This window comes from Deltaproteobacteria bacterium (genome assembly GCA_020848745.1).
GTDB lineage: Bacteria > Desulfobacterota > Binatia > UTPRO1 > UTPRO1 > UTPRO1.
On record JADLHM010000047.1, the window covers coordinates 1 to 12,576 of the forward strand.

13 protein-coding genes are annotated in these 12,576 nt (G+C 69.3%); 9 read left to right on the top strand and 4 right to left on the bottom strand.

The genetic code is table 11. From position 1 onward, the window contains the following. The coding region (locus tag IT293_06185) for a 2-isopropylmalate synthase (protein ID MCC6764232.1) at positions 1–1,248 on the bottom strand (1,248 nt) is incomplete at its 3' end. Positions 1,249–1,569: 321 nt separating this feature from the next. Between IT293_06185 and IT293_06190 the strand changes: the two genes are divergently transcribed. Both IT293_06190 and IT293_06195 read left to right on the top strand, forming a co-directional pair. Next, positions 1,570–1,863: a hypothetical protein gene (locus IT293_06190; protein MCC6764233.1), complete on the top strand. Its 294-nt coding sequence runs from the start codon at positions 1,570–1,572 to the stop codon at positions 1,861–1,863. Positions 1,864–1,896: 33 nt separating this feature from the next. Beyond that, entirely contained in the window at positions 1,897–2,460 is a 564-nt protein-coding gene (locus IT293_06195) for a Uma2 family endonuclease (GenBank protein MCC6764234.1), read from the top strand. 13 nt (positions 2,461–2,473) lie between these two features. Here IT293_06195 and IT293_06200 read toward each other — a convergent pair whose 3' ends face one another. Next, a complete protein-coding gene (locus IT293_06200; GenBank protein ID MCC6764235.1) occupies positions 2,474–2,914 on the bottom strand; it encodes an alpha/beta fold hydrolase in 441 nt (146 codons plus the stop codon). 86 nt (positions 2,915–3,000) lie between these two features. On the opposite strand from IT293_06200, the gene IT293_06205 reads away from it, so the two are divergent. After that, positions 3,001–3,261, top strand: a complete 261-nt coding sequence (locus tag IT293_06205; GenBank protein MCC6764236.1) for an HNH endonuclease — start codon at positions 3,001–3,003, stop codon at positions 3,259–3,261. A 53-nt stretch (positions 3,262–3,314) separates the two neighbouring features. On the opposite strand, the gene IT293_06210 is transcribed toward IT293_06205, so the two are convergent. Beyond that, positions 3,315–4,418, bottom strand: a complete 1,104-nt coding sequence (locus IT293_06210) for a hypothetical protein (protein MCC6764237.1) — start codon at positions 4,416–4,418, stop codon at positions 3,315–3,317. Between the two features lie 97 nt (positions 4,419–4,515). Here IT293_06210 and IT293_06215 point away from each other — a divergent pair, with 97 nt between their 5' ends. Beyond that, on the top strand, positions 4,516–5,595 hold the full coding sequence (locus IT293_06215; GenBank protein ID MCC6764238.1) for a phosphotransferase family protein: 1,080 nt from the start codon (positions 4,516–4,518) through the stop codon (positions 5,593–5,595). Between the two features lie 54 nt (positions 5,596–5,649). Here the strand turns inward: IT293_06215 and IT293_06220 are convergent, their stop codons facing one another. Then, complete coding sequence (locus IT293_06220; protein ID MCC6764239.1) at positions 5,650–6,468, bottom strand: phytanoyl-CoA dioxygenase family protein; 819 nt, start codon at positions 6,466–6,468, stop codon at positions 5,650–5,652. A 114-nt stretch (positions 6,469–6,582) separates the two neighbouring features. On the opposite strand from IT293_06220, the gene IT293_06225 reads away from it, so the two are divergent. The 5 genes from IT293_06225 to IT293_06245 all read left to right on the top strand — a co-directional run bounded on the left by IT293_06225 (position 6,583) and on the right by IT293_06245 (position 12,561). Next, positions 6,583–7,479, top strand: a complete 897-nt coding sequence (locus IT293_06225; GenBank protein ID MCC6764240.1) for a phosphoribosylaminoimidazolesuccinocarboxamide synthase — start codon at positions 6,583–6,585, stop codon at positions 7,477–7,479. Positions 7,480–7,585: 106 nt separating this feature from the next. After that, entirely contained in the window at positions 7,586–10,453 is a 2,868-nt protein-coding gene (gene uvrA, locus IT293_06230) for an excinuclease ABC subunit UvrA (protein MCC6764241.1), read from the top strand. Positions 10,454–10,579: 126 nt separating this feature from the next. Continuing rightward, positions 10,580–11,794, top strand: a complete 1,215-nt coding sequence (locus tag IT293_06235) for an IscS subfamily cysteine desulfurase (GenBank protein MCC6764242.1) — start codon at positions 10,580–10,582, stop codon at positions 11,792–11,794. 26 nt (positions 11,795–11,820) lie between these two features. Next, positions 11,821–12,225 carry a Fe-S cluster assembly scaffold IscU gene (iscU, locus tag IT293_06240; protein MCC6764243.1) on the top strand — a complete coding sequence of 135 codons (405 nt, stop codon included), beginning with the start codon at positions 11,821–11,823 and terminating at the stop codon, positions 12,223–12,225. A gap of 18 nt (positions 12,226–12,243) precedes the next feature. Beyond that, entirely contained in the window at positions 12,244–12,561 is a 318-nt protein-coding gene (locus tag IT293_06245; protein MCC6764244.1) for an iron-sulfur cluster assembly accessory protein, read from the top strand. The last annotated feature ends 15 nt before the right edge of the window (positions 12,562–12,576 follow it).

Here is a 12,576-nt window from a genome sequence, read left to right on the forward strand (position 1 = left end):
GAACTCGACCTGCAGCGCCCGCGGCAGCGCGAGCCCGTAGTCGCGCTCCAGGAGATACGCGACCCCGCCCTTCCCGGACTGGCTGTTGACGCGGATCACGGCTTCGTAGCTGCGGCCGACGTCGGCGGGATCGATCGGCAGGTACGGGACCTCCCAGATGCCGGAGCCGCTCGCGCGCTGCGCGGCCAGTCCCTTGTTGATGGCGTCCTGGTGCGAGCCCGAGAACGCCGTGTAGACGAGCGTCCCGGCGTAGGGGTGGCGCGGGTGCACGGGCAGGCGGTTGCAGTGCTCGGCGACCGCCACCAGCGCGTCGATGTCGGAGACGTCGAGCCTCGGATCGACGCCTTGCGAGACCAGGTTCATCGCCAGCGTCACGACGTCGACGTTGCCGGTCCGCTCGCCGTTGCCGAACAGCGTGCCCTCGACCCGATCCGCTCCCGCCATCACGGCAAGCTCCGCCGCGGCGACCGCGCAGCCGCGGTCGTTGTGGGGATGGACGCTCAGGACGATGGCGTCGCGGCGGGTGACGCGGCGGCCGAACCATTCGATCATGTCGGCGTAGACGTTCGGGGTCGACATCTCGACCGTCGCGGGCAGGTTGAGAATGATCGGGCGCTCGGGCGTCGGTTGCCAGAGGTCCATCACGCGCTCGCAGATCTCGATCGCGAAATCGAGCTCGGTGCCGGTGAAGCTCTCGGGCGAGTACTCGAAGCGGACGTCGGTCGCGGGCATCGTCGCCGCCAGCTCGCGCGCGACCCGCGTGCCCTCGGCCGCGACGTCGACGATGCCCGCACGGTCGAGCCCGAAGACGACCCGCCGCTGCAGGGTCGAGGTGGAGTTGTAGAGGTGGACGATCGCGCGGCGCGCGCCGCGGATCGACTCGAAGGTGCGGCGGATCAGTGGCTCGCGGGCCTGGGTCAGCACCTGGATCGTGACGTCCTCGGGGATCGCGTCGGCCTCGATCAGCCAGCGCACGAAGTCGAAGTCGGGTTGCGAGGCGCTCGGGAAGCCGACTTCGATCTCCTTGAATCCCATCGCGACCAGGGCCTCGAACATGCGCCGCTTGCGCTCCGGACCCATCGGCTCGACGAGCGCCTGGTTGCCGTCGCGGAGGTCGACGCTGCACCAGAGCGGCGCCCGCGTGATGGTGCGATTCGGCCAGGTGCGGTCCGGAATGTCGACCGGCGTGAACGGTCGGTACTTGTCGACCGGCATCGGTCGCTTCGTTGGGATGGGCTGCGTCTTCATCTCGTCGTCCTCCGGGTTCGTCCACCGCTGTGGCGGGCCGGGTCGAGGGATGAAGCGCGGATGCCAGAAACGAAAAACCCCCTCCGGCCGGGCAGCGGGAGAGGGTTTGCAGAGACGCGCGTTCTAACGCGGGCTCAAGGCTCCACCGCCACGGGCTCGACTAGCCCTAGGAGTAGGCCGAGAAGCAGCGTGTGCGCTCGCGACGTCATGGTGCGTCCTTCTTATGCGAGCCGCGCGCGCGGGGTCAAGTAGCTACTCGTCGCGGCGCGCGCGAAACGGCCGGTCGCTATGGTCCTGCCACTCGAGAAGGAGGCCCATGCCATGACCAGGACCGTCGTTGCGTCGCTCGCCGTGCTGCTGCTCGTCTCCGCTCCGGCCGCCGCCAAGAAGACCGAGCCTCGCCGGCGTTTGTCGTCGCGCATCGCCGCGGAAACGTTGCAGCCCGGGAGCCCGTTCGACTGCGACACCCCGCGCGGCAGCGCCTGGTTCGGGTCGACCGCGCGCTGCCTCGCCGAGCTCTGCCGCGGCCGCAACGTCACCAACGCCGCGGTGGTCGGCGGCGACGGCCGGCTGCGCGCGAATCCGTGCGTGCGGCGCATCGACGACCGCCGCTGAGCAGCCGATCGGTCTCGGGTCTGGTGCCGTGCCATGCGCCGCGCTAGCGTTCGTCGGATGCACCACTACTCGTATCGAGAGTACCTCGCCCTCGAAGAAATCAGCAACGTCAAGCACGAGTTTCTCGACGGCGAGATCTACGCCATGACCGGCAGCTCGGTGATGCACGCCGGGCTCACGGCTGTCGTCTCGGGCATGCTGCTCCAACAGCTCCGGTACGGACCCTGCCGCGTCTTCAGCTCGGATCTGCGGGTTCGCGTATTGGCCACGGGGCTCGCCACGTATCCCGACGTGAGCATCATTTGCGGCGAGCCCGAGCTCGATCCCGAGAGCAAGCACACGATCACGAATCCGCGCGTCGTCGTCGAGGTGTCGAGCAAATCGACCGAGCGATACGACCGCGGTCTCAAGCTGCAACACTACCAGAAGATCCCGACGCTCGGTGCCGTCGTGCTCGTCTCGCAACGTGCGCAACGCATCGAGGTGTGGTCGCGCGGACCCGACGACGCGTGGACGAGCCGCGTGAGCGGACCGGGCGAGGTCGCGGACATCCCCGCCATCGAGTGCACGCTCCGCGTCGACGAGGTCTATCGCTAGCCCCGACACGCGCTCATTCGCGAAGCGCGCTGCCGAGCGCGATGGGTCCCGGATAGGCGAAGAGCGCGGGGGCTAGATCGTTCGCACCCGCTCGAGCACGCGTAGGAGCTCGCGGTTGAACACGTCGGGGTGCTCGGGGTGCATGAAGTGCCCGCCCGGCATGCCCGACGATCACCGCAGGCGTGCCACCCAGGGCGTCGACGAGCGCGAGCAGGTCCCGCCCGAGCGTGTCGGAGTCGTAGGCCTCGGTCGGCGGCACGTCGGTCGGCGCGTAGCCGCGTGTGAAGACGGCGACCGCGCGGAACCCCGCGGCGGCGAGCCCGGGGCGCGTCGCGTCCCACGAGTGGGCGGTGTCGGGGAAGCCGTGCACGAGCAGCACGAGCGGCCCCGTACCGGACTCGAGGTAGCCGAAGCGCAGGCCGTTGGCCGTGACGAAGCGCACGTCGTCGTCCATGGCTCCGGCTCGTAGATGCGCCGCCGAGCCGCGGCAGGTCGTCGCGGTCGTTGCAACGCGCCGCGGCCGCCCGCATCATGCCCGCGATGTCGTTCTTCCTCGTCGAGGTCTCCGAAGAAGAGATCCGCCGCGAGCGCCAGAAGGCACGCGATCTCCGCGCGACCCAGTGGTGGAAGCGCAAGCGCGCTGCCGGGATCTGCCAGCACTGCGGCGGCAAGTTCGCGGCCGAGGATCTCACGATGGACCATCTCGTGCCGATCGTCCGCGGCGGCAAGTCGACGAAGGGAAACGTCGTGCCGAGCTGCAAGCCGTGCAACACGGCGCGCAAGCACGACCTCCCATTCTGACGACGCTCTGACGAGCGCCGCCGCCGCTCGGACACGCGGGCGCGAGCCCCGTCTCAGCCGGCGCCGCCGTACGCGTCGATCATCCCGTAGCGGCGATACGCCCCGAAGAAGCCGTGCTCGTGGAGACCGTAGCCGACGGCGCCGTCGCTCGCCTCGAAGCGCGCGACGTGGTCGATGACGCCGTACTGTCCGAAGGACGCGATCTCGGCGACCGGCTTCACGAAGCCCTGCACGACCAGCGGTCCCTGGTACATGCCGTGGCGCCAGTCCTGCTCCATGCCGTAGCCGGTGCCGACGGTGAGGAAGCACGACGTGAGGAGGGTCGCGCGTACGTCGAAGGCGCCTCCCGGCGCGTGCGGAAACGACAGCAGCGACGATTCGATCATGCGCGTGCCGGGCGTCAGCACGTGGCGGTGCTCGGGGCGTCCGAGGTGCTGCGGGCGCTTCGCGGGATCGGCCCAGATGCGGACCGCTTCCTCGAGCGGGCGCTCGCCGTCGTCGGTCTCGTTCAGGATGTAGAGGATGGAGTAGTCGCGAAACTGCATCGGCGAGTAGTTCCACATGCCCGACATCTGGCCCTCCGCCTGGCGGATGCCGGGGTGCTCGGGCTCGCCGACGGGGCGGACGCCCCACGAGCGGTCGCGCGTGCCCCACCAGCGGTCGGGGGTGGCTGCGAAGGTCTCGCCGCCGATCGTGAGCGTGCCGGTCCAGCAGCCGGTCTGCGCGAAGCGCTTCGAGTCGAACAGCACGCGGCCGTACTTCCGGATGAAGTGCTGCGGCTCCTCGAAGGCCGGGACCGCCCCTTCCCAGGTGAGGTCGAAGGCGAGCGAGTGCTCGCTCGGCTCGAGGATCACCCGGACGCGCTTCAAGCCCTCGAGCACCTCGACGCGGAAGGGTCCGACGCTCGTGTCCATGCGGTCGCCGAGCTCGCGCGACGCGCGCACCACGTGGTGCTGGTCGCCGCGCCGCGCGCAGGCGAACGCGTCCTGCACGCCGAGGTTCGGGTACTGCCCCATCCCCATCACGAGGAAGAGCTCGTCGCTCGAGCCGTGCAGGTTGAAGTAGTAGCGATCGTAGAAATTGCGGTCGCTGGTGCCGACGTTGCGGATCACGTCGGCGATCTGGTGCAGCGGGTAGTCGTCCATCCGGGAGAGCATGGCGGCGGTCCTAGCCCGCATTTCTCACCAGGTCCACGTCGCGAGAGGGCCACGCGTGCGTGCACCCGGCGCGGCGACTGTGATAGCAGGCCCCGTCATGCCGATCCCGCAGGCCCGCGACGTCGACGCCACCCGCGGAGCGCTCGGCGCCTGGCTCGCCCGCAAGCTGCCGGCTGCGGCCGACGTCGCGATCGGCGAGGTCGGTCTCCCGAGCGGGAGCGGCTTCTCGAACGAGACGCTGCTGATCGAGGCGTCATGGCGCGAGGACGGCGCCCCCGTGAGCGCCCGCCTGGTCGCGCGCGTGAGGCCGACCGCCTACGCCATCTTCCCCGAGTACGACCTCCACCGGCAGTACCGGACGATGGAGCTGCTCGCGCCGAGCGGCGTCCCGGTGCCGCGCATGCGCTGGTACGAGGAGGATGCGAGCGTCCTCGGTCAGCCGTTCTACGTGATGGACCGCGTCGACGGCGTGATCCCCGCGGATCATCCGCCGTTCGCGACGAGCGGCTGGCTTTTCGATGCGCCGCCCGACCAGCAACGCGTGCTCGCCCGCTCCGCGCTCGCGGTCCTCGCCGACCTGCACCGCCTCGACTGGCGCGCCCTCGGCTTCGAGTTCCTCGCGCGTCCCGAGTACGGCGCGACTCCGTTCGAGCAGCAGCTCGGCTACTACGCGATGATGCTGCGCTGGGCCGCCGCCGGCCGCGCGATGCCGGTCGTCGACGCGACGCTCGCGTGGCTCCAGGGGCGCCGTCCGGAGGACGAGCCCGCCCCGAGCCTCACCTGGGGCGACGCCCGCATCGGCAACATGATCTTCCGCGATTTCCGTCCGGTCGCCGTGCTCGACTGGGAGATGGCGACGCTCGGTCCGGGCGAGGTGGACCTGGCGTGGTGGCTCGTCCTCGACCGCTACCACACGGAAGGCGTCGGCGCCGCGCCGCTTCCCGGTTTTCCGTCGCGCGCCGAGGTCATCGCGCAGTGGGAGGAGGGCGTCGGGCGCCGCGCGCGCGATCTCTTCTATTACGAGGTGTGGGGCGCGTTCCGTTTCGCGCTCGTGCTCATCCGGATCGCCGACCAGATGACCGAGTACGGCATCATGCCCGAGGGCTCCGGCTTCGAGCGCAACAATCCGGCGACGCAGATGCTCGCGAAGATGCTGGAGCTGCCGCCGCCGGCGTGAGTGGCCGGGTGGGCGGCTCCGTTTCGTTTCGGCCGGGATGGCCGCCGTCCGGGTTCAGCGCCGGCGGACGCGGTTCGCCGTCTCCCACACCGTCTCGAGCGCGCCCGACTCGCCGAGGAGCTCGTCCGGGTTGCGCTTGTCGATGTGGCCGATGAGCCCGCGGTAGACGCCGTAGCCGATCAGCTCGCGCAGACGCGGCGAGAAGCCGCGCGCGATCTCGCGCGGGATGCCGAGCTGCTGGTTTTCTTGTTGGCGCACCCAGCCCGCGCAGTAGTTCATCGCGATGCCGATGCGGACCGCGCCGCTCCGGTTGGCGCCGCCGCCGTGCCAGAGGCTGCCGTGCCAGACGAGCACGCTGCCGCGCCGCATGGCCGCCGGGATCGACGGGTGCTCCGAGCCGTACACGGGGCTGTGGTCGCGTCGGTGCGAGCCGGGGATGATGCGCGTGGCGCCGTTCTCCGCGGTGAACTCCGTGAGCGCCCACATCGTGTTGCAGACGGTCGCCACGTGCGGCTTCGGCAGCGGCAGGAGCTGGTCGTCGGCGTGGATCGGCTGCGCGATCTCGCCCGGGTGGATCGCGATCGACGAGAGCGACGACACCAGACATCCCGAGTCGAGCACGCCCTCGACGACGGGGAGCACGCGCGGGTGCACCGGGATCGCCTCGAAGGCCGGTCCGTGGACGAGCAGGTTGTAGACGCGCTTGGTCCGGCGGCCCTCGAAGTCGTTGCTCGCGAAGGCGACGGCAAGCGCGCGCTCGAGGTCGTCGAGCGTGGCGACCAGGGTGTCGGCCTCGCCGGTCGAGAGGACGTCCTCGACGACCGTGTAGCCGTCGCGCTCGATACGGGCGAGATGCTCGGCGGTATCGGTCATGCGGGCGTCTTACTAACGTCGGGCGTGGCGCGTCCATCCGGGGTGCGCCGCGTCCGTGCTTGCCTCGCGCGGCGACGACTGCTTTGAAAGCGCCTCCGCGGAGGAGGTCACACCATGAAACAGCTGCCGCTCGCCCACGTGCACTCCGGCAAGGTGCGCGACATCTACGCCGTCGGCGACGACACGTTGCTCATGGTGACGAGCGACCGCCTGTCGGCGTTCGACGTCGTGATGGTCGAGCCCATTCCGAACAAGGGCCGCGTGCTGACCGCGATGACGGCGTTCTGGTTCGAACTCTTCGAGGGCATGGTCGGGAGCCACCTCCTCTCGACCGATCTCGCCGATCTGCCGCCGGAGGTGCGCGGAGAGGAGGATCTCGCCGGCCGCGTGATGCTTTGCCGGCGCGCGGAGATGCTGCCGGTCGAGTGCATCGTGCGCGGCTACATCACCGGCTCGGCGTGGAAGGAGTACAAGAAGAGCGGGACGATGCACGGCGCGAAGCTCCCCGCGGGGCTCCTCGAGTCGTCAGAGCTTCCCGAGCCGGTCTTCACGCCGTCGACGAAGGCCGCGGTCGGCGATCACGACGAGAACATCTCGTTCGGGGCAGCCGTCGACCTCGTGGGCCTGGCGCTCGCGACGCGGCTCCGCGACGTGAGCCTCGCGCTCTACTCGCGCGGCGCCGCGTGGGCGCGCGAGCGCGGCATCATCATCGCCGACACCAAGTTCGAGCTCGGGCGCATCCCGGGGACCGGCGAGCTCGTGCTGTGCGACGAGGTGCTGACGCCCGACTCCTCGCGCTTCTGGCCGGTGGCCGAGTGGACGCCCGGGAAGACGCCGCCGTCCTTCGACAAGCAGCCGGTGCGCGACTATCTGGAGACGCTCGACTGGAACAAGACGCCGCCGCCGCCGCCTCTGCCCCGAGCGGTCGTCGACGCCACGAGCACGCGCTACGTCGAGGCCTACGAGCGCATCACCGGCCGGCGCTTCGCCGATTGGCCCGGCGTGCGCTGACGGCGGCGTTCGGGCACGCCCGACGGGCCACTCGCGGAGCCGGAGCGCTTCGGCGGCGGAGGCCGGTGGATGCGCGCGTGGCGGGCAATCGTGGTAGATCCCGGCCATGCCCGACCGCATCGTCGTTCGCGGGGCGCGCGAGCACAATCTCCAGAACGTCGACGTCGAGATCCCGCGCGAGAAGCTCGTCGTCGTGACCGGGCTCTCCGGCTCGGGCAAGTCGTCGCTCGCGTTCGACACGCTCTACGCCGAGGGGCAGCGCCGCTACGTCGAGTCGCTCTCGGCGTACGCTCGGCAATTCCTCGAGCAGATGGAGAAGCCCGACGTCGATCAGATCGAGGGCCTGTCGCCGGCGATCGCGATCGAGCAGAAGACGGCGAGCAAGAACCCGCGCTCGACGGTCGCGACCGTCACCGAGATCCACGATTATCTACGCCTGCTGTACGCGCGGTGCGGTCGCGCCCATTGCCCGCAATGCGGCCGGCCGATCGCGTCGCAGACGGTGCAGCAGGTCGTCGACCGCCTGCTCGCGCTCCCCGAGAAGACGCGGATCAATCTCTACGCGCCGGTCGTGCGTGGGCGGAAGGGTGAGCACCGGCGCGAGCTGCGGGAGCTCCGCCAGGCGGGCTTCGTGCGCGTGCGCGTCGACGGCGAGCTCCGGGAGCTCGCGGACGACATCGTGCTCCCGAAGACCGTCGCGCACACGATCGAGGTGCTGGTCGACCGGCTCACCGTCCGCGCCGGTCTCGAGAAGCGGCTCGCCGACTCGCTCGAGACGGCGTTCGCGCGCGGCGACGAGATCGCGCGTGTCGAGCGCCTCGCCGAGGACGGCGGCGTCGCCGAGGAGATGCTCTTCAGCCGCCGCTTCGCGTGCGTCGAGTGCGGGACGTCGCTACCCGAGATGAGCCCGCGCATGTTCTCGTTCAACAGCCCGCAGGGCGCGTGCCCGGCCTGCAACGGCCTCGGCGTGAGCCGGTACTTCGACCCCGACCTCATCATCCCCGACGTACGGAAGAGCCTCGCGGCCGGCGCGGTCGCCACCGTCGACCGCAAGACCGCCGCCCAGCTTGGCAGCGTGTTCGCGGCGCTCGGCGCGCGCTACGGGTTCCAGCTCGCGACGCCGTGGGACGAGCTCTCCCCGGCCGCGCGCAAGGTCGTGCTCGAGGGTACGGGCGGCAAGGAGCTCGAGATCGCGTACCGCAAGGACGGCAGGCACCACACCTTCGCGCGGGCGTGGGAAGGCCTGGTCGCGTTCTTGCAACGGCGCTACGAGGCGACGGAGTCGCCGTGGCTGCGCGACGAGCTCGAGAGCCTCATGAGCTCGCGGCCCTGCGCCGCGTGCGGCGGCGGCCGTCTTCGCCGGGAGAGCCTCGCGGTCAGGGTCGGAGGCAGGACGATCGCCGAGGTTTCGCGGCTCTCGGTCGGCGAGGCGGGCGCGTTCTTCGGCGCGATCGACCTCTCGCCGCATGAGCGTGAGATCGCCCGGCTCCTCTTGAAGGAGATCCGCGACCGCCTCGGCTTCCTGCAGCAGGTCGGGCTCGCGTACCTGACGCTCGACCGCACGAGCGCGACCCTGTCCGGAGGCGAAGGGCAACGCATACGCCTCGCGACCCAGATCGGGTCGAGCCTCTCGGGCGTGCTCTACATCCTCGACGAGCCGTCGATCGGCCTCCACCAGCGCGACAACACGCGGCTGCTGGCCACCCTGCGGCGCCTGCGCGACCTCGGCAACACGGTGCTCGTCGTCGAGCACGATCGCGACACGATGCTCGCTGCCGATCACGTGATCGACATGGGGCCGGGCGCGGGTCGGCAGGGCGGGACGATCGTCGCGGCCGGGCCGCCGGCCGAGGTGATGGCGAATCCGCGCTCGCTCACGGGCCGCTATCTCGCCGGCGCCGTGACGATCCCGACGCCGGGGAAGCGTCGCGCCGGCTCCGGCTGGAACCTCGTGATCCGGGGCGCCCGCGAGCACAACCTGAGGAACGTCACGGTCGAGATCCCGCTCGGCACGATCACGTGCGTGACGGGCGTCTCGGGCTCCGGAAAGAGCTCACTCGTGATCGACACGCTCTACCGGGCGCTCGCCCAGAAGCTGAACGGCAGCCGCGAGCGCGCCGGCGCCTACGACGAGCTCGAGGGGTGGCAGCTCCTCGACAAGGTGATCGACATCGACCAGGCGCCGATCGGCCGGACGCCGCGCTCGAACCCGGCGACCTACACGGGACTCTTCACCCACGTCCGCGAGGTGTTCGCGCAGCTCCCGGAGGCGCGGGCGCGCGGCTACGATCCGGGACGCTTCTCGTTCAACGTGAAGGGCGGTCGCTGCGAGGCCTGCAAGGGCGACGGCGTGCTGCGCATCGAGATGCACTTCCTGCCGGACGTCTTCGTGACCTGCGACGTCTGCAAGGGGCGCCGCTACGCCCGCGAGACGCTCGAGGTCCTCTATCGAGGGAAAAGCATCGCCGACGTCCTCGACCTGACGGTCGCCGAGGCCCTCGACTTCCTCTCCGCCTTCCAGCCGATCCGCACGAAGCTCGCCACCCTGCACGACGTCGGTCTCGACTACGTGCACCTCGGGCAATCGGCGACGACGCTCTCCGGGGGCGAAGCCCAGCGCATCAAGCTCGCACGCGAGCTCGCCCGTCGCGCCACCGGGCGCACCCTCTACATCCTCGACGAGCCGACGACCGGCCTCCACTTCGAGGACGTCCGCCGACTTCTCGCGGTGCTCGAGCGCCTGGCCGACCAGGGCAACACCGTGGTCGTGATCGAGCACAACCTCGACGTCGTCCGGACCGCCGACCGGGTCGTCGACCTCGGCCCCGAGGGAGGCAGCGGTGGCGGCGAGGTGGTGGCCGTCGGGACCCCGGAGCAGGTGGCGGCCGTGGCCGCGTCGCATACCGGCCGGTACCTCGATGACGCCCTGCGGCAGACACCCCCTGAACGGCAGCAACCTCAGATGGTTGGTTGACACTTCGCGGGACGGTTTATAAGAGACTGCTCAGCTCTGAATTGGGTAGATTTACCTGGAACCCCGCGCGGTATCTCGGGTAATCGGAGGGTCAGTCGAATGAGCAGCACCTCGAACGGCAGGACGATGCGTCGCGTCTACATGGACAACCACGCCACTACTCAGGTGGATCCGCGGGTGGTCGAGGCGATGCTGCCGTGTTTCACAGAAAGGTACGGCAACTCGGGCAGCCGCAACCACGCCTTCGGATGGGAGGCGGAAGCGCTCGTCGACGAGGCGCGGGAGCAGGTCGCCAGGGTGATCGGCGCGAAGGCGAAGGAGATCATCTTCACGAGCGGCGCCACCGAATCCGACAACCTCGCGCTCAAGGGCGTCGTCGAGTTCTACAAGGAGAAGGGCAACCACATCATCACCGCCACCACCGAGCACAAGGCCATCCTCGACACCTGCAAGGCGCTCGAGCGCAAGGGTCTGGCGACGGTGACGTATCTTCCGGTCGACGAGCTCGGCCTGATCGACCTCGACGAGCTCCGCAGCGCCATCACCGACGAGACGGTCCTGATCTCGATCATGCACGCCAACAACGAGATCGGGACGATCCAGCCGGTTCATGAGATCGGGAAGATCGCCAAGGAGCGCGGCGTGCTCTTCCACACCGACGCCACCCAGGGCGCCGGCAAGATTCCGGTCGACGTCGAGGCGATGGGCATCGACCTGCTCTCGATGTCGGCGCACAAGATCTACGGTCCGAAGGGCGTCGGCGCGCTCTACGTCCGGGCCCGCGGCCCGCGCGTGCGGCTCACGCCGCAGCTCGATGGCGGCGGCCAGGAACGCGGCTTCCGTTCGGGTACCCTCAACGTTCCGGGCATCGTCGGCCTCGGGAAGGCGATGCAGATCGCCGCCGAGGTGATGGAGAGCGAGAACGAGCGCCTGCTTCGCCTCCGCGAGCGCCTGCGCCAGGGCATCATGGGCAAGCTCGACGAGGTGTTCCTGAACGGGCATCCGATGCAGCGGCTCCCCGGAAACCTCAACATCAGCTTCGCCTTCGTCGAGGGCGAGTCGCTCCTGATGGGGCTCAAGGACATCGCGGTGTCGTCGGGCTCGGCCTGCACGTCGGCGACGCTCGAACCTTCGTACGTGCTGAAGGCGCTCGGGGTCGGCGACGAGCTCGCCCATACCTCCATCCGTTTCGGTCTCGGCCGCTTCAATACGGAGGAGGAGGTCGACTACGTCGCCGAGCGCGTCGTGCACGAGGTGAATCGTCTGCGCGAGATGTCGCCCCTCTACGAGATGGCCAAGGAAGGCATCGACCTCAAGACCTTCAACTGGGCGCGCGAGTAACGAGAAGAAGCGAAAGGACAACGATCATGGCCTACAGCGACAAGGTCCTCGACCACTACGAGAACCCGCGCAACGTCGGCAGCTTCGCCAAGGACGAGCCCGGCGTCGGCACGGGCATCGTCGGTGCGCCGGAGTGCGGCGACGTCATGAAGCTCCAGCTCAAGATCACCGACGCGGGCGTCATCGAGGATGCCAAGTTCAAGACCTTCGGTTGCGGCAGCGCGATCGCGAGCTCGAGCTACGTGACCGAGCTCATCAAGGGGAAGTCGGTCGAGGAAGCCTACGCCATCAAGAACACGCAGATCGTCGAGGAGCTGAACCTTCCGCCGGTGAAGATCCACTGCTCCGTGCTCGCCGAGGACGCGATCAAGGCGGCGATCGGCGACTGGAAGGGCAAGACGGGCACCGATTCCGAGAAGAAGGCGGTCTGAGGACGATCGGTGGCAGCCATCAGCCTCAGTGACGCCGCGGCCGAGAAGATCAGCGGCCTCGTCGCGTCGGAACAGAAGCCCGACCACGGCCTCCGTTTGAAGGTCGTCGGCGGCGGCTGCTCGGGGTTGCAGTACAAGATGGATCTCGACGTCGAGCGTGCCGGCGACAAGATCTTCACCAACGGCGACGCCAAGATCCTCGTCGATCGGAAGAGCTTTCTCTACTTGAACGGTACCGAGGTCCATTACGAAGAAGGCTTGATGGAGTCGGGGTTCAAGCTCAGGAACCCGAACATCAAGCGCGAGTGCGGTTGCGGCGCCTCGTTCACGGTTTGATCCGTGCGGATCGAA